The organism is Paenarthrobacter sp. 10L420 (genome assembly GCF_056395385.1).
This window is the reverse complement of sequence record NZ_JBFTJK010000001.1, coordinates 161,559-177,435: the sequence shown is the minus strand read 5'-3', so window position 1 is coordinate 177,435 and position 15,877 is coordinate 161,559. Positions and strand designations below refer to the sequence as shown.

Annotated in this window: 12 protein-coding genes; 6 read left to right on the top strand and 6 right to left on the bottom strand. The window is 62.2% G+C overall.

The window, feature by feature from the left end; genetic code table 11:
• Nucleotide 1: 1 nt before the first annotated feature.
• Genes paaD through paaA form a run of 4 tightly spaced genes read right to left on the bottom strand, consistent with a single transcriptional unit; the run spans nucleotide 2 to nucleotide 2,869 of the window.
• Nucleotides 2-574, bottom strand: coding sequence for a 1,2-phenylacetyl-CoA epoxidase subunit PaaD (paaD, locus tag AC1DD5_RS00820; protein ID WP_477519348.1), 573 nt, complete (start codon nucleotides 572-574; stop codon nucleotides 2-4).
• A 5-nt stretch (nucleotides 575-579) separates the two neighbouring features.
• Nucleotides 580-1,497, bottom strand: a complete 918-nt coding sequence (gene paaC, locus AC1DD5_RS00815; protein WP_477520404.1) for a 1,2-phenylacetyl-CoA epoxidase subunit PaaC — start codon at nucleotides 1,495-1,497, stop codon at nucleotides 580-582.
• The gene (paaB, locus tag AC1DD5_RS00810) at nucleotides 1,497-1,874 is read right to left on the bottom strand and encodes a 1,2-phenylacetyl-CoA epoxidase subunit PaaB (RefSeq protein ID WP_442016656.1); all 378 of its coding nucleotides are present in this window, start codon (nucleotides 1,872-1,874) and stop codon (nucleotides 1,497-1,499) included. Before paaB ends, paaC begins: the two co-directional genes overlap by 1 nt.
• Complete coding sequence (gene paaA / locus AC1DD5_RS00805; RefSeq protein ID WP_442016657.1) at nucleotides 1,874-2,869, bottom strand: 1,2-phenylacetyl-CoA epoxidase subunit PaaA; 996 nt, start codon at nucleotides 2,867-2,869, stop codon at nucleotides 1,874-1,876. Before paaA ends, paaB begins: the two co-directional genes overlap by 1 nt.
• Before the next feature lie 198 nt (nucleotides 2,870-3,067).
• On the opposite strand from paaA, the gene AC1DD5_RS00800 reads away from it, so the two are divergent.
• Nucleotides 3,068-3,664, top strand: a complete 597-nt coding sequence (locus AC1DD5_RS00800) for an arsenate reductase/protein-tyrosine-phosphatase family protein (RefSeq protein WP_442016658.1) — start codon at nucleotides 3,068-3,070, stop codon at nucleotides 3,662-3,664.
• Between the two features lie 26 nt (nucleotides 3,665-3,690).
• Here the strand turns inward: AC1DD5_RS00800 and AC1DD5_RS00795 are convergent, their stop codons facing one another.
• The gene (locus tag AC1DD5_RS00795) at nucleotides 3,691-4,674 is read right to left on the bottom strand and encodes a LysM peptidoglycan-binding domain-containing protein (protein WP_442016659.1); all 984 of its coding nucleotides are present in this window, start codon (nucleotides 4,672-4,674) and stop codon (nucleotides 3,691-3,693) included.
• A 422-nt stretch (nucleotides 4,675-5,096) separates the two neighbouring features.
• On the opposite strand from AC1DD5_RS00795, the gene AC1DD5_RS00790 reads away from it, so the two are divergent.
• From AC1DD5_RS00790 to AC1DD5_RS00770, 5 genes are all read left to right on the top strand, one after another.
• Nucleotides 5,097-5,702, top strand: a complete 606-nt coding sequence (locus tag AC1DD5_RS00790; RefSeq protein WP_477520403.1) for a TasA family protein — start codon at nucleotides 5,097-5,099, stop codon at nucleotides 5,700-5,702.
• Between the two features lie 294 nt (nucleotides 5,703-5,996).
• Nucleotides 5,997-7,661 carry an alkaline phosphatase D family protein gene (locus tag AC1DD5_RS00785; RefSeq protein WP_442019036.1) on the top strand — a complete coding sequence of 555 codons (1,665 nt, stop codon included), beginning with the start codon at nucleotides 5,997-5,999 and terminating at the stop codon, nucleotides 7,659-7,661.
• Nucleotides 7,662-7,873: 212 nt separating this feature from the next.
• Nucleotides 7,874-11,320, top strand: coding sequence for a PAS domain-containing hybrid sensor histidine kinase/response regulator (locus AC1DD5_RS00780; protein ID WP_442019037.1), 3,447 nt, complete (start codon nucleotides 7,874-7,876; stop codon nucleotides 11,318-11,320).
• Nucleotides 11,317-12,246 carry a GGDEF domain-containing protein gene (locus tag AC1DD5_RS00775; protein ID WP_442019038.1) on the top strand — a complete coding sequence of 310 codons (930 nt, stop codon included), beginning with the start codon at nucleotides 11,317-11,319 and terminating at the stop codon, nucleotides 12,244-12,246. The genes AC1DD5_RS00780 and AC1DD5_RS00775 overlap by 4 nt, the downstream gene beginning before the upstream one ends.
• 63 nt (nucleotides 12,247-12,309) lie before the next feature.
• Nucleotides 12,310-14,535 (top strand): S9 family peptidase, encoded by a 2,226-nt coding sequence (locus AC1DD5_RS00770; protein WP_442019039.1) that lies wholly within the window; start codon nucleotides 12,310-12,312, stop codon nucleotides 14,533-14,535.
• A 797-nt stretch (nucleotides 14,536-15,332) separates the two neighbouring features.
• On the opposite strand, the gene AC1DD5_RS00765 is transcribed toward AC1DD5_RS00770, so the two are convergent.
• The gene (locus AC1DD5_RS00765) at nucleotides 15,333-15,827 is read right to left on the bottom strand and encodes a hypothetical protein (RefSeq protein ID WP_442003535.1); all 495 of its coding nucleotides are present in this window, start codon (nucleotides 15,825-15,827) and stop codon (nucleotides 15,333-15,335) included.
• Nucleotides 15,828-15,877 lie beyond the last annotated feature (50 nt).

Below are 15,877 nucleotides of genomic sequence, written 5' to 3'. Positions count from 1 at the left end.
CTTAGAGGACTTTGAAGTAGTCGAACGGTTCCTTGCAGTCCTGGCAGACGAACAACGCCTTGCAGGACGTGGAACCAAAGCGGGTCAGCTCCTTGGTGTTCAACGACGAACACTGCGGGCATTTCACAGCCAGATTCAAACGAACGGGACCGGAGTGGCCGCCGGCTTTTGAATGGCCACTTGGAGGGGCGATCCCGTACTCCTGCAGCTTGGCCTTGCCGGACTCGGTCATCCAGTCCGTAGTCCAGGCCGGGGAGAGCACCAGGTTGACGTGCACACTCGCGTAGCCCTCCTTTTCGAAGGCCTTCCGCACGTCGTCAGCAATCGCGTCCATCGCCGGGCAGCCCGAGTACGTGGGCGTGATGGTGACCTCGACGGCGGTACGTGAGGTGCCGCCGTCGTCCGCCTTGACTGTGTGCTGCTGCGTATCAGTCGCCTCGACGACGTGGACGCCGCGAAGAATGCCGAGGTCCTCGATGGTGAGGACCGGGATCTCCGGATCGCAGACCGTGGACGCAATGTCCCAGGCCCGCTGCTCTTGTGTCCGCATCTGCGTCCCTGACAGGCTCGTCATGGTGGTCACCAGCTCGCGCCGGGGTGTTCGCGGGCCAGGACCTGCATCTCAGCGAGGATGTAACCCAGGAACTCGGAGTGCTTGCCGCGACGGCCGCCACCGAGTGCTTGCGGTACGGCGGGGATGTCCAATTCGGCTTCGGCCATGATCTCGCCGGTGAGCCGATCGAACGCAGCGCGCAGGCTAGAGGGCTGAACAGTCACGCCAGCCTCACCCAGGCGTGTAGTGAGCTCATCGTCCTCGAAGAGTTCGTCCACATAGGGCCATACGAGCGTGAAGCCCTGGATGATGCGGGCGCGGGATTCGTCCGTTCCGCCAGCCAGGCGCAGTACCCACTGGGCGCTGTGGTCGCGGTGGTAATCCACTTCCTTCACGGCCTTCGCGGAGATGGCAGCGAGGGTGGGATCAGTGGACTCCATGAGCTGCGTGTAGAGCTCGTACTGGTAGTAGCTGACGATGAACTGGCGAGCGATGGTCACCGCGAAGTCCCCGTTGGGCTGCTCGAAAAGGTGTGCAGAACGGAATTCGTGCTCGCGGCGGAAGTACGCGAGATCGTCCTCGGACTTGTCCCAGGCGGCACCGGCGTAGGTCAGGAACGAGCGCGCGTGGCCCAACTGGTCCAGCGCAATGTTGCCGAGTGCTATGTCTTCCTCGAGCTCCGGAGCACGGGAAATCCAGTGGCCCAGGCGCTGGGCCAGGATCAGTCCGTCGTCGCCGATCCTCAGGGCAAACTCGGCAACGTCCTCGCTCGGCTTGACCTGTCCACGCCGTACTTCAAGGGCGATGTCCTCCGGACGGAGGGCGTTGCCCGGCGTGATGCGGGTGGCGCTGGCTGAACCGTCGCCGGAAGCTCCCGCTCCGCGGACGCCCACGGAGATATCGCCGTGGCCTTCAATAGCGAAGTCAGTGTCTTTATCAGTCATCACAGGTGCTTCACGCCTTCGCTCTTGGTGTAATACGTTGCGTGGCGGTAGTCCTTGCCCTGCGGCGATTCGAAGAAGGCACCCTTGGAATCCGGATCGCTGGAGGTGATGGCATCGGCTGGGACAACCCAGATGGAGACCCCTTCGTTGCGGCGCGTGTAAAGATCGCGTGCATTCCTGAGGGCCATGGCGGCATCAGGAGCATGCAAAGATCCTGCGTGTACGTGCGACAGGCCCCGACTGGAGCGCACGAACACTTCCCAGAGGGACCACGGGGTCTCGTGGTGCTGTTCAGTGGCGGCTGCGACTTTGGGCGCCTCGCGCTTGATCTCGCTGGCCGAGCTTGCCGGTTCTTCCGGGTTACCGTGGGGAGCCATTATGCTGCGTTCACTTTCTCTGCTTGCTTGCGGGCGTAGGCAACGGCGGCTTCGCGAACCCAGGCACCGTTTTCGTGTGCCTCGCGGCGGCGCTCGACGCGCTGCGAGTTGCAGGGGCCGCGGCCGGCCAGGACTTCCTTGAACTCGTTCCAGTCCAGGGGTCCGTGCTCCCACTTCTTGGTTTCTTCGTTGAAACGGATGTCCTTGTCAGGCAGGGCCAGGCCGAGGACCTTGACCTGCTCCACCATCATGCCGACGAACCGGCTGCGCAGTTCATCGTTGCTGAACCGCTTGATGTTCCAGGCCATGGACTGCTTGGAGTTGGGTGAGTCATCATCCGGCGGGCCGAACATCATCAGCGATGGCGCGTACCACCGGTTCACTGCTTCCTGGGCCATCTGCTTCTGCGCAGGCGTGCCGTTGGAAAGTTCCAGCAGGATCTCAAAACCCTGGCGCTGGTGGAAGGACTCTTCCTTGCAGATGCGCACCATTGCGCGCCCGTAAGGACCGTAGGAGGCGCGGCACAGGGGCACCTGGTTGCAAATGGCGGCGCCATCCACAAGCCAACCGATGGCTCCCATATCCGCCCAGGAAATCGCCGGGTAGTTGAAGATCGACGAGTACCGGGCTTTGCCGGCAATGAGGTCTTCCATCATCTTGTCCCGGGTCTGCCCCAGGGTCTCAGCTGCCGAGTAGAGGTACAGGCCGTGGCCTGCCTCGTCCTGGACCTTGGCCATGAGGATGGACTTGCGCTTCAGGCTCGGAGCGCGGGTGATCCAGTTGGCTTCCGGCTGCATGCCGATGATTTCCGAGTGCGCGTGCTGCGAGATCTGACGCAGCAAAGTCTTGCGGTAAGCCTCCGGCATCCAGTCGCGCGGTTCGATGCGCGAGTCTTCCGAGATGATGCGATCAAAGTATGCCTTCCCGGCTGCCTCCCGCTCCTGCTCTTCCGGGGACAGCTCAGCGGGCACTGATTGCAGATTCTGCGATGCCATGGTTGCTCCTAATAAATTACCGACCGTTCGTTCAGAATATGCGGAGCGGGCGTTTTCAGTCAAGCGTTCGGTTCTCGTTGAAGACCCGTTGAGCAGCATGGGTGCAGCTGGGCGTTGTGACAAGGTGGTCTTTGCTGCCCGTGTTAACTTGGGATGGGACCTGAGCCGTCCAAAGCCCCCGCAAGAAAAGAGCCTCACGTGGAATCGCCCCAGCCCTTTAGGATCCTCACCGTCTGCACAGGGAACATTTGCCGCTCCCCTGTGGCAGAACGGCTGCTGCAGGCGGGGCTGAACCACGCAAGCCCAGGATCATTCGAGGTTCGCAGCGCCGGCACCCGCGCCATGGTCGGAGAGCCGATTCAGCCCCTGTCGGCCAAGATGATCAGCACCTTCCGTGGCAGCCCCGACAACTTCGCTGCCAGGCAGCTCAACCAGAAGATCCTGCGGGAAACCGACCTCGTGCTTGCCATGACGTCCAGGCACCGGGGCGAAGTTCTTCAGCTGGATGCTTCTCTGCTAAAGCGAACGTTCACTATCCGTGAATTTGCCAGGATGCTTGCCGTCCTGGAGGCCCGTGGCGATCTTGTTCCGGAGGGCGACATCGTGGAATTCTGGCGGGCTCTTCCGGCCCGGGCCGCTTCCGTACGCCATCTGGCCCTGCCAGCCGATCCCACCGATAACGACGTCGTAGACCCCTACCGACGAGCGGAAGAGGTCTACAACCAGATGGAGGATGAGCTGGCCCCGGCCATCCTGGGCATACTCCGGTTTGCGCGTCTGACGGCCCCGGCCTAGTTAGCTGTCTTTCCAGTTAGGTCGGACTAGTTAAGCCCAATCACTAACATCTGGCTCGTGCCGGGGATGCACGTCTGCAGGACAACTGCCGGGAAGCCGCCGAAGACAGCCGCTACGTTGTTGGTTGTTCCGGGATTGGGCACTTGTCCCCTTCCGGTCACTGTGTACGTGCCGTAGCCCGGGATGTTAACCGTTTGTCCCACACCGATGCCGGAGAAGCGTGCCCAACCTCCACAGAAGTCGTGCTCGGTGATGAACAATGCGTAGCCATCCGTGGGAGTGAAGTGGATGGGCCCAATGCAAGCGTCCACCAGGCTCTGGCCTCCGGATCCAGCCACGTAGATCGTCCAACCTGCGGCTACTGGAGCAGCAGCTTGCGCTGGAGCAGCCTGCGCAGGGGCCGCCTGGGCGGGGGCGGCAGCGGGTGCTGGTGCCGGCGCCGGATTGATGAGCGGAACAGCTGGTCCAGTAAGTTTCAGCACTTGCCCGGGCACGATGACCGAGTAGCCGCTCAGGCCATTGGCAGCCAGCATGTCATTCATGTTCACGCCGAACCGTGCAGCTATGGAGCCCACGGTATCTCCGCTGGCAACCGTATAAAGGTTGGTATCCACAGCTGGCGGCGCTGGTTCGGCCGGCGCAGCCGGTGCAGGTTCTGCAGGCGGCGCCGCCGCTGGCACCGCCGGTTCGACGGCGGGAACCTTGGCTTCGGCTGCAGGCGCCACTGCTGCTTCACTCGCGGCGGCCGTGGCCGGGTTGGAGTCTGTGGCCTGGTTGGAGTCAGTGGCCTGGGGAGCCGCCAGTTGTTCATTGGACACCGTTTGGCCCATATCAGCGGCGGGGTTGTTTGCCTGTGAAAGAACCCCAAAAATCAAAGGGATTAGCCCTATGACAACAATGATGGCAATTGCGATCAGAAGGACTTTATTCTTGCGAGACCCAAGCAGCAGGGTACCGCCGGGCGCGCTCTTTGACAGAGTCGTTTGAAGCTCGTCATGATAAATGTTCATTGGGTATCCCAGAATCCAAGGCGTCGGTCTGAGCACGCAGAAGTCCCATGGGAGGGGCGTATGCGATAGCGCAGAAATGTTGTGGGGAGCACCACTCGTCACGTGCGAGGGAGCGAACCACCGCTGAGCCGGCGGAACAGAATTTCAGAAACCCTAGGGAACTTAATGCTAGGAATTGGCCATTGGCACCGCACGAGTAACAGATACTCGTCTTTTTCTCCGGAGTCCGGGAATTGCACTAAGTAGTACGCATCTTTTCCGGAACACACCACTTGCCTTGATCTTTTCCTGAGCAAGTGCTGATGGATTGCAGGAGTGGTTCTTGATCCTGGCCCGGCACAGTGTTTCTTGTCAGCCACTCAGGGCCGGCACATGAAACGGCCGGCCGGCAGCGGTGGCCTCCCGAAAGGACACCGATTCCCATGGCCATCAGCCTCAAGACCACCTCCGGCAAGGTCCTCGCTTCCGTCGCACTGCTCGGCACCGCAGCCGCGGTCGCCGGCATGGGAACCTACGGCGCGTTCACTTCCTCCACCTCGGCCAGCCAGCAAGTCACCGCCGGCACCGTCACCATCGCCCTGGGCACCGGAGCGAACAACACCCTCAACGTCCCCGTCGCGGGCCTGCTGCCCGGAGACAAAGTCGAAAAGCTCGTCACCTTGGCAAACACCGGCAACTCGGACCTGAACAACGTCACCCTCACCACCTCCGCCGGGGCCACCGCCTCACTGCTCACCACAGATGTGACCAACGGCCTGCAGCTGACCATCGAGAACTGCTCGGTCGCCTGGACCGGCGCCGCAGCCCCCTACACCTGCTCCGGGACCAAGACCACGGTCATGGCCGCCGCCCCGGTGATCACCGCGAACAAGGTCCTGAACAACCTGACCGCCCTCACCTCGGCCAAAACCGACTACCTCAAGGTCACCACCGCGTTCCCCACCACGGCCAACGACACCTTCCAAGGCGCCACCAGCACCATCGCCTTCGCCTTCACCGGCACCCAGCGCACCGAAACCATCAAGTAGCACCAGGCCTTGTAACACGAGGCCTGTAACACCAGAGCAAGCATCACCACCTCAAGCACCACCACAGAGCCCCGCCGGGCCTGGTCGGGCGCCCCCCTGCCCGATCAGGCCCGCCGGCATGCCTGGCTCGTCTGCTGCTCAAATTGTGTTGGATCATTCGAACCTTGATCAGCAGCCAGTCCGCGCCGTACCGGGGCGGGAGTTGTGTGGACTTGTCTGCCAGTCGGGATGATCCAGCAGAATCCTTCACCTCAGGCTCACCCGCTGTTCACGACGCCCCGAAACAGTGGAACCATGACTGATCTCTCGCGCCGCACCCTCGTCAAAACATCTTTAACCGGCTTGGCATTGGCTGGCCTCGCAACCGGTACCGCTGCACCTGCACCCGCCGCCATCCCCCTGGTCCGCAAACGCCTCACACTCCCCACAGGAATCGCCACCGGCGATGTCACCGCGGATTCGGCAGTCCTCTGGTCACGCGCCTCGGGCCCAGGGCGACTCACCGCCCGCCTGCAAGCAGTGGACAGCGCGGGCGAAATCCTGCGGGGACGATATGGATTCAGCCGAACCATCCAGGGACCGCTCGCTACTGAAGCCAGCGACTTCACCGCCAAGATCCACGCCAAAGGACTTCCTGCGGGAACCCGCTTCGCCCTTGAACTTAACTTCGAGGACGAGAACGGACTTGGCGAGGCAGTCACGGGGACGTTCACCACAGCGCCCGGCTCATCGGTAAACAACAGTGCCGGGAACGGCGATCCTGAAGACGAGCGCGAAGGCCGCAAGCCGTCGTCGTCATCGCAGTCCTTCGTGTGGACCGGCGACACCGCCGGGCAGGGCTGGGGCATCAATGAGGAAATCGGCGGCATGCGCGGCTACAAAGCAATGCACGCAACGCGCCCGGACTTCTTCATCCACTCGGGGGACACCATCTACGCCGACGGCCCCATCGCCACCACGGTCACCGAGAAGGACGGTCACGTATGGCGGAATATCGTCACCGAAGAAGTCTCCAAGGTTGCCGAAACCCTTAAGGAATACCGGGGCCGGCACCGTTACAACTCCCTGGATGCCAACATGCGGGCCATGTTCGCCGAGGTCCCCGTGATCGCCCAATGGGATGACCACGAGACACACAACAACTGGTATCCCGGCCAGATCCTGGACGACGCCCGCTACACCGAACGCAACGTCAACGTCCTCGCCGCCCGCGGCCGGCAGGCCTGGCAGGAGAACATGCCGATCTCAGACTCCGCGGCGTTATGGCGCCCGGGAACGTTCGACGCCGGCCAGTACCAACCTGCGCGCATCTACCGGAAGATTTCGCGCGGCCCGCAGCTGGACATCTTCTGCCTGGACATGAGGACCTACAAGTCCCCCAACACCGATGGCAAAGAACCGTACGACACCAACATCCTCGGCCAGGAGCAGGTGGATTGGCTGATCAAGGAAGTACGCCAGTCAAAGGCAACGTGGAAGGTGATCGCAGCTGACCTGCCACTGGGCATCATCGTGCCCGATGGTCCGGTGAACCAAGAGAGCCTCTCCAACCGGGATAACGGTGCTCCGCTGGGACGCGAACTGGAAATCGCCGGCGTGCTGAGCGCTTTCAAGCGGGACGGCGTCAAGAACACTGTGTGGCTGACGGCGGACGTGCACTACTGCGCAGCCCATCACTACTCCCCCGAACGAGCGTCTTTCACCGATTTCGATCCCTTCTGGGAGTTCGTGGCTGGCCCCATCAACGCTGGCTCGTTCGGACCCAACGACATGGATGGAACGTTTGGGCCGGAAGTGGTGTTCGCCAAGGCTGGTCGCTTCCCGGGCGAATCTCCGCGCGATGGCGAGAACCAATATTTCGGGCACGTGGATCTTGCCGCCGACAGCACCTTCACCGTAAGCCTCCGCAACGCCAATGGGGCTGTGCTGTTCTCGAAGACCCTCATCCCTCAGCGCTGACCCATGTGAGTCGCAGCAGAGCGCGTTATGAGCTCTCAAAACGCGCACTGCTGCGACTTAGATGGGGTCTCACAGGACGATAGAGTCTCACGGGACGTCACCTTTGTGTGTTGCCGGTCACTTTAGCACACTTTCGGCGTATGCTCTCCTCAGCGCAAAGGCAAGATGCGTTGTTCGCTTTTGGTGGGGCCACTTTCGAAGGCAGGGGTTCAGTGGCAGGAGTGAAGCACGAGGTTCTTCCGGTGCGCTCGTGGGCGCGCCAGGGCATGCCGCTTTACCTGGTTGCAGTCGGATTGTGCACCGTCCTTTTGGCCGTGGGGTTCGGAAGCGGTATCGGCACACCCACAGCTCAGCTGGCAGGCGACTTTGCGATCCTTATCGCCGCCCTGACTGCGCTGATGACACACACACGCGCGGCTCTACAGGGACACGGCAATACAAAAGCCCGTTGGTTCGTGGTTGCCGGTTTGGCTCTCTGGTCCTGCGGGCAAGCACTCTGGACCTTCAACGGCATAGTGCTGGACCACGCCTACCCCTTCCCCTCGGCCTCGGACATCGGATTCGTCGGCTATGCGCTGCCGGTCGCCGTCGGGCTTGTCCTGCTTTCCAAGGGCGACAGTGTCCGCATGTCGGTTGTGCGCACTGTCCTGGATGTCGGAACGGTGGCCAGCGCGGTTCTCTTCATGGCTTGGGGTGCAGTCCTGGGGCCACTGATTCAGACAGGCAATGAGGACGCCCTGGCTTTCCTCACCACGCTGGCCTACCCTTTCGCGGACGTGGTAATGGTCTCGCTGGTGATCGTGCTGACCATGCGTGCCGCCCGTGGGCGGCGCCTTCCGTGGCTGTGCCTGGGCTTGGGCTTCCTGGTGCTCGCGTTGACTGACCTGACCTACGTCCGGCTTACCGCCGAAGGCGTCACAGGTGTGACCGGATCCCCCTTGGCACTTGGCTGGGTAGCAGCTTTCCTGCTCGTCGGGTTCAGCCCCCTGGCTCCAGAGGCCAGCAGCAGCAAAAAAGACGGACGCACATACGCTGCGGCCTTGGAACTCCTCCCCTATATTCCCGTTTTCTCCGCCGTCCTTTTCAACCGCAGCCGGGCCGTCAACCTGGGAGACCCGATCCTGCTGATCACGGGCATTTTGGTCCTGGTGTTTGTCATCGTGCGGCAGGTACTGATCGTCGTCGAGAATGTGAGCCTTACGCGGGACCTGGAGTCCAAGGTGGCTGCCCGTACAGCCGAGCTTGAGGGCTTGGGAGCGATCGTGAACTCCTCCGGTGACGCCATCATTGGCAAGACGCCTGAGGGCGAGATCCTCAGTTGGAACCCGGGGGCTGAGCGGATTTTCGGCTACACGGCAGAGCAGGCCATAGGCAAGAACAGCGACTTCTTTATCCCCGGGGAATTGCGGGAAGCAGAACACGAGGCCCTGCGGACAACTGCCGAAAGCGGTGCAGTTCAGAACTTTGAGACGCTCCGCAAGCGAGGTGACGGCGCCATCATTCCCGTTTCCGTGACGCTCTCCCCTGTACGCAACGAGTCCGGTATCTGGGGCGTGGCCACTATTTCCCGGGACATCACGGAACGGAAAGCTGCTGAAGCCGAGCTCCTGGCTGCCCGGGAAGCGGCCTTGGAATCGAGCAGGCTCAAGTCCGAGTTCCTGGCCACCATGAGCCACGAGATCAGGACTCCCCTGAACGCCGTGATCGGCCTGACGTCGCTCATGTTGGACACGCGCCTGAACGAGGTCCAACGGCAGTACGCCCAGGGAGTTAAAGGCGCCGGCGAGGTTCTGCTGACGCTGATCAATGACATCCTGGACTTCTCCAAGCTGGAAGCCGGGAAGGTGGATCTGGACATCACGGCCTTCGATCCGCGGGCGTTGGTGGAGGAGGTTGCCGGGCTGGTTGCCGAACAAGCCCAAAGCAAGGATCTTGAGCTGATCTCCTACTGCCACCCCAACGTGCCGGAACGGCTCATGGGCGACTCCGGGCGGATCCGCCAGATCCTGCTGAATCTGTCATCCAACGCAGTCAAGTTCACCCCATCCGGCGAGGTGGAGATCCAGGTCTCCGTGGTCAACCAGGATTCAAACAAAGCCTCCCTGCGGTTTGAAGTCCGCGACACGGGAATCGGCATCAGCGCCGAAGACCACCACCGGTTGTTCGAATCCTTCGCCCAGGCAGATGCCTCCACCACCCGCCGTTACGGCGGCACGGGCCTCGGCTTGGCCATCTCGCGGCGACTGACCGAAGTCATGGGCGGCGAAATCGGACTCGACAGCGAAATGGGAGTAGGCAGCAAATTCTGGTTTGTCCTGGAACTGCCTGTCGGCCCACCCGCCACGGACACCGGGCTCCTGCCCGCCTCGCTCGCGGGCCAAAAGGTCCTGGTGGTGGACGACAACGCCACCAACCGCTTGGTACTGGAGACACAGCTCGCAAGCTGGGGAATGCAGCCGGTGGCAGTCGCAGATGCGCGCACCGCCATGGACGAATACCGGCTGGCTGTTTCCGACCACCACCCTTACGACATCGCCGTCGTGGACATGTGCATGCCCGACGTCGACGGCCTGGAACTGGCCCGCCAAATCAAGGAAGAAAGCAACGGCTCGGGCGGCCCGGGGATCATTCTCCTGACCTCCACCATGCAAGTGGACAAGGCCGATCTCACGTCCGCGGGAATCCGCGAGTACCTCACCAAGCCCGTACGGAGCTCCGAGTTCTACAACCGGCTCCTGCGGCTCCTGGCCACGAAAACAATGGGCAAGCCAGCGCCCCTTGGAACGCAGCCCGAGCTGCCGCCCCGGGACCCGGAACTCCGCCTCGGCAAACTCCTGGTGGCTGAAGACAATGAGGTCAATCAGCTGGTGGCCCGCGGGATGGCGAACAGGCTCGGCTACGAAGTAGACATCGTCGACGACGGCGCGCAAGCCGTTGCTGCGACACTCACCGGAAACTACGCTGCCGTTCTTATGGACTGCCACATGCCGGTGATGGATGGTTTTGAGGCGACAAAGACGATTCGTTCCCGGGATGCCAAAACCGTGAGGATCCCCATCATTGCCATGACGGCCGGGGCCCTGAACGAGGACCGCGAGCGCTGTTTTGCCGCCGGCATGGACGATTACATCAGTAAACCTGTGGATCTGGACAAGCTCCGCGACATCTTGGCCCGGTGGGTGCCGCAGGAACGGTTGGAGCCCCAGCTGCAGGTGGCGGAAGCACCGCCGTCGACCGCTGTTGTTTTGGACGCTTCCGAGTCCGGCCACGCTGCCGAGCCCGACGACGCCGGCAGTACCGTCCTGGACGAGGACAGGCTGCAGATTCTGCGTGAACTTGGGCCGGCGGACGGTATGGGCCTGCTGCCCGAAGCCATCAGGGCCTTCCGCGAGGAAGCCCAGCGTTCCCAGGAGACGCTGCGTTCGGCCTTGGAGAGCGGGCAGGCCAACGCGGTGGAGGCCGCAGCCCACAAACTCGCGGGGGCCGCGGCCAACATCGGCGCTACAGGCGCCGCCACCTTGGCCAAGGACTTGGAACGGCTGGGCCGTGAGGCGGGCCCGGATGTTGCAGCAGATGGAACGCCCGTACTTGATCAACTGAATTCGGAACTCGCACGGGTGGATGGGGCACTCGCGCGCACACTATTGGGAGCCCCATGAAAGTATTAATCGCCGACGACGACCAGATTTCCCGGATGATCACCAAGGCCGCCGTCGAGCAATCCGGTCATGACTGCATCGTGGCAGTGGATGGCGACTCGGCCTGGGATCTTTACCAAGCCCATGCTCCCTCGGCCGTGGTGACGGACCTGATGATGCCGGGCCTGAACGGCTTGGATCTTTGCCGGGCGATCCGCGAGCGCGAGCAGGACACCTACACGTACGTGATCCTGGTGACCTCCCATGGTTCGCGAAAGGACGTCCTCGCGGGCATGGAGGCCGGCGCAGACGATTACGTCACCAAACCGCTGGACCCCTTCAACCTGCACATTCGTCTGCTTGCCGCGCAACGCATCACCTCGCTGCACGCAGACCTCGCAAAGTATCGAACGGCGCTGACAAAACAGGCCCGCACCGACCCCCTGACCAAGCTGAACAACAGGCTCAAGCTGACCGAAGACCTGGGACAACTGCACAGCAGAAGTGACCGCTACTCGCGGGATTATTGTCTGGCGATGGTGGATGTGGACAACTTCAAGAGCTACAACGATATTTACGGCCACCAGGCAGGAGACGCCGCACTGGTGGCCATCGCTTCGACCCTTGCTGGCGAGGTCCGTCAGTCCGACGGCGTGTACAGGTTCGGCGGCGAGGAGTTCCTCCTGGTCCTTCGGGAGCAGACGGCCACTGGCGCCGAAGTGGTCATGGAGCGGATTCGGGCAGCTGTTCATGCGCTTCAGATCGAGCACTCCGGGGACCCCGACGGCATACTCACCATCAGCGCGGGTGTCTCGGCATTCGCTGATGGGCACCGCGCCGGGACGGAGCAGTTGCTGCGCGAAGCGGACCTTGCTCTGTACGCGGCAAAGGCATCCGGCCGGAACCGCGTCACGTTGGCCAGCACGCTTTCGCAGGGCGTGGACTAAGCATCTGGGCGCTCTGAGCGAAATCGCTGGTTCCTTGTCAGAGGCCGTCTATAGAGTTGCCGTATGAGCCACACTTCCTCCGCGCCTGCCGCTGTCCCTGCCTACGGTTCAGCGCCGCAGCCGCCTGTTGCCAAACGTGTCCCCAGCCGCCGCGAACATCACGGCGACGTCTTTGTGGACAACTACGAGTGGCTCCGGGACAAGGAATCTGCCGAGGTAGTGGAGCACCTCAAGGCAGAGAACGCCTATCAGGAGGCTGTCACCGCGCATCAGGCACCGCTCCGGGAAGCAATCTTCCAGGAGATCAAGGGCCGCACCCAGGAAACTGATCTGTCCGTACCCAGCCGCAAGGATGGCTGGTGGTATTACAGCCGTTCAGTGGAGGGCAAGGAATACAGCATCCATTGCCGCGTGGTGGCGCGGAACACTGGTGACCCCGTAACTGACTGGACTCCGCCATCCGTTGAGCCGGGCGTGGAGATCCCGGGCGAGCAGGTGCTTTTGGACGGAAACGTGGAAGCCGAGGGCCAGCCTTTCTTCAGCATCGGTGGCGCTGCCGTGACCATCGACGGCAACCTTTACGCATACGCGGTGGATAACTCCGGCGACGAACGATTCACACTGCGGATCAAGGACCTCCGGACGGGCGAACTCCTGCCGGACGTCATCGAGAACATCTTCTATGGCGTGGCGTTCTCCCCCGACGGCACCCGTATCTTCTACACCGTGGTGGACGATTCCTGGCGTCCCTACCAGGTCAAGTCACACGTCTTGGGCACGCCGGTTGCCGAAGATGAGGTTCTTTACCAGGAGGACGACGCCGCGATGTGGTTGGGCTTCGATCTCGCCTCTGACCGCCGCCACCTTGTGCTGAGCATCGGCTGCTCCGAGTTCAGCGAGACCCGGCTGCTCCGTTTTGATGATTACGACGCCGGGCTCAGCACGGTCATTCCCCGCGAGGAACACATTCTTTATGAGGCCGAGCCCTTCCTCCTGGCTGGCAAGGAGACCCTGCTCCTGACCCACAACAAGGACGCCATCAACTCGATGGTGAGCCTGGTTGACCCGTTCGAGCTCACCAAGCCGCTGGCAGAGCAGCACTGGCGGACAGTCGTCGAGCATTCCGACGACGTCCGCGTCAACGGCGCGGGCGTCACGTCCACGCACCTCGTGCTGTCCATCCGGAAGGACACCATTGAGCGTGTTCAGGTGCTGCCACTCGCAGGCCTGGGCACCCCGGAGCAGGCCGCGCCCGTGGAGCCGGCCTTCGACGAAGAGCTCTATACGGCCGGCGTTTCCAGCTCCGACTACGAGGCCCCCGTGATCCGCATGGGCTACACCTCCTACTTCACACCGTCGCGCGTCTATGACTTCGTTCTGCCCACTCCTGAGCTGTCATCAGGCCAGCTGCTGCTGCGCAAGGAAAGTCCCGTCCTGGGCGGTTACTCCGGCGAGGATTACGTGGCCACCCGTGAGTGGGCAACCGCCGACGACGGCACCCGGATTCCGCTGTCAGTGCTGCGCCACAGTTCGGTACAGCAGGACGGCACGGCGGCTGGCTTGGTGTACGGCTATGGCTCCTATGAGATGAGCATGGACCCGGGCTTCGGCGTTGCCCGTTTGTCACTGTTGGACCGCGGGATCGTCATGGTCATTGCGCACATCCGCGGCGGTGGTGAGCTGGGCCGTCACTGGTACGACGACGGGAAGAAGTTCAGCAAGAAGAACACTTTCACGGACTTCATCGCGGCCACCGACTGGCTGGCTGGCTCCGGCTGGGTGGACCCCTCCCGGATTGCTGCCATGGGTGGTTCCGCCGGCGGCCTGCTCATGGGTGCCATCGCCAACATGGCTCCGGAAAAGTACGCGGCAGTGGTGGCTCAGGTGCCGTTTGTGGATCCATTGACCAGCATCCTGGATCCCGAGCTTCCCTTGTCGGCCTTGGAATGGGAAGAGTGGGGCAACCCCATCACCGATCCCGCGGCCTATGCCTACATGAAGTCCTACACTCCATACGAGAACGTACGGAGCGTGCCCTACCCCAAGATCGCAGCCGTGACTTCCTTCAACGACACCCGGGTTCTGTACGTGGAACCGGCCAAGTGGGTGCAGGCACTGCGTTCGGCAACCACGGGCTCCGAACCGATCGTCATGAAGATCGAGATGGACGGCGGCCACGGCGGAGCGTCCGGTCGGTACGTGCAGTGGCGCGAGAGGGCTTGGGACTACGCGTTTGTTGCCGACTCGCTGGGTGCCACGGAATTGCTTCCAGGAGCGGGGCTCAAGTAGCGGTGGAACGGGAACATGAGGCGCTGCGCTTGGCCGCGGGTCTCGTTGCCGCATCGCTTGCTCCTGGCGCTTTGAGTTTCGCTGAAAGGCTTCTCGTTCCGTTCCCTTGGCTGGGTTTCCTTCCGCATAGCCGCTTCCGGATACACACCCGATGACCAGCTTGACTGGCTGGACGAGACAGAAGCCGTCGACGATCCCCGAGCCAGCGAGTGACGCCGAGGAAGGAAGCAGTCCCTCGCCCACTGCGCCGCTCCGAACAAGAAATCATCTTTGGAACGACAAACGCCCGAAAGGGCTGGATTGACGTTCTCGCTGTGCAACGAAACATCGTCGCACAGGCTTGGGAACGGCTTACTTCCGACCGCGTGAATCGTTTGCTGCTGAGGATGGAGTAGGCGTCGAGGTAGTCACGGGCGTAGCCGCGGGAGTAGACGGCGAGCAGTTTCGATGCGACTGAATCTTTCAGTGACAGCACGGGTCCGACGTCCACGATTGCGGGTTTGTTCTCCCACCAGTCCAAACCGAGATCAATCACGACCGTCGCATCGTCCTTGGCCACCGTCAGGCTGGCGAACTCCTCGTATTGGCGGGTGATCTCCACTGAGTATCCAGCACCGACAAGTGCGTAGGTGATTTTGTCCACGGCGGCCGCGAAGGTCTCGGGAGTATGCCAGCGGTGCTGGGCGAACAGTCAATGTCCTCTGACATTCTGTCGATCACGCCGTGTTCGACAAGTGCCTGTGCACCGGCGAGGATGAACCCGTCCGTGGCAAGAACAGAGAAGGCTATTTCCGTTGCTACGCGTTGAGCGTCGTCCATCCAGGATGTTCCTTGCTTTCGCGGTGTATGGGCAGCTGGGGAAAGGCGTCATTCCATAGCTGCCGGCACCGAGCGGGCAATCGCATGGAAGGCCACAAAGCAACCAGCCTGTCGGGGTTGATGATCCGGGCCATCTCTTCAGCGGATCCTGAGTTCTGCAGTGTCAGCTGGTAGAGCGTCCTGCAGCTGGCGTCATCGCCGACGTCATAGCGACGCTCTGGGCCCCAGTCCAAGTGGATGGGCAGTACCACATCACCGGATGCTGGCCCTTTCAGGTCTTCCAGTGAATCAGGGACGAGGTAGACCAGGGAGTCGGCGATAGTGTGTCTGACCTCCGGTCCATATACGTACTCTCGCAGTCCGGCACGGACACGTTCAGCGACTGTGGTCCCTTCCCGGGCCGCTTTGGCGTGTGCCTGGTTCCATAGCTCGTCCTCAACACGGACCGAACGCCTGGGCGTGCCTGCCGACATTGTTGACCTTCTTCCAAGGGGCTTCCGTCCCATCTTACAAGGTGTCATGA

Coding starts and splice junctions, on each gene's coding strand:
- paaD (WP_477519348.1), bottom strand. CDS start 574: ATGACGAGCCTGTCAGGGACGCAGATGCGGACACAAGAGCAGCGGGCC.
- paaC (WP_477520404.1), bottom strand. CDS start 1,497: ATGACTGATAAAGACACTGACTTCGCTATTGAAGGCCACGGCGATATC.
- paaB (WP_442016656.1), bottom strand. CDS start 1,874: ATGGCTCCCCACGGTAACCCGGAAGAACCGGCAAGCTCGGCCAGCGAG.
- paaA (WP_442016657.1), bottom strand. CDS start 2,869: ATGGCATCGCAGAATCTGCAATCAGTGCCCGCTGAGCTGTCCCCGGAA.
- AC1DD5_RS00795 (WP_442016659.1), bottom strand. CDS start 4,674: ATGAACATTTATCATGACGAGCTTCAAACGACTCTGTCAAAGAGCGCG.
- AC1DD5_RS00790 (WP_477520403.1), top strand. CDS start 5,097: ATGGCCATCAGCCTCAAGACCACCTCCGGCAAGGTCCTCGCTTCCGTC.
- AC1DD5_RS00785 (WP_442019036.1), top strand. CDS start 5,997: ATGACTGATCTCTCGCGCCGCACCCTCGTCAAAACATCTTTAACCGGC.
- AC1DD5_RS00775 (WP_442019038.1), top strand. CDS start 11,317: ATGAAAGTATTAATCGCCGACGACGACCAGATTTCCCGGATGATCACC.
- AC1DD5_RS00770 (WP_442019039.1), top strand. CDS start 12,310: ATGAGCCACACTTCCTCCGCGCCTGCCGCTGTCCCTGCCTACGGTTCA.
- AC1DD5_RS00765 (WP_442003535.1), bottom strand. CDS start 15,827: ATGTCGGCAGGCACGCCCAGGCGTTCGGTCCGTGTTGAGGACGAGCTA.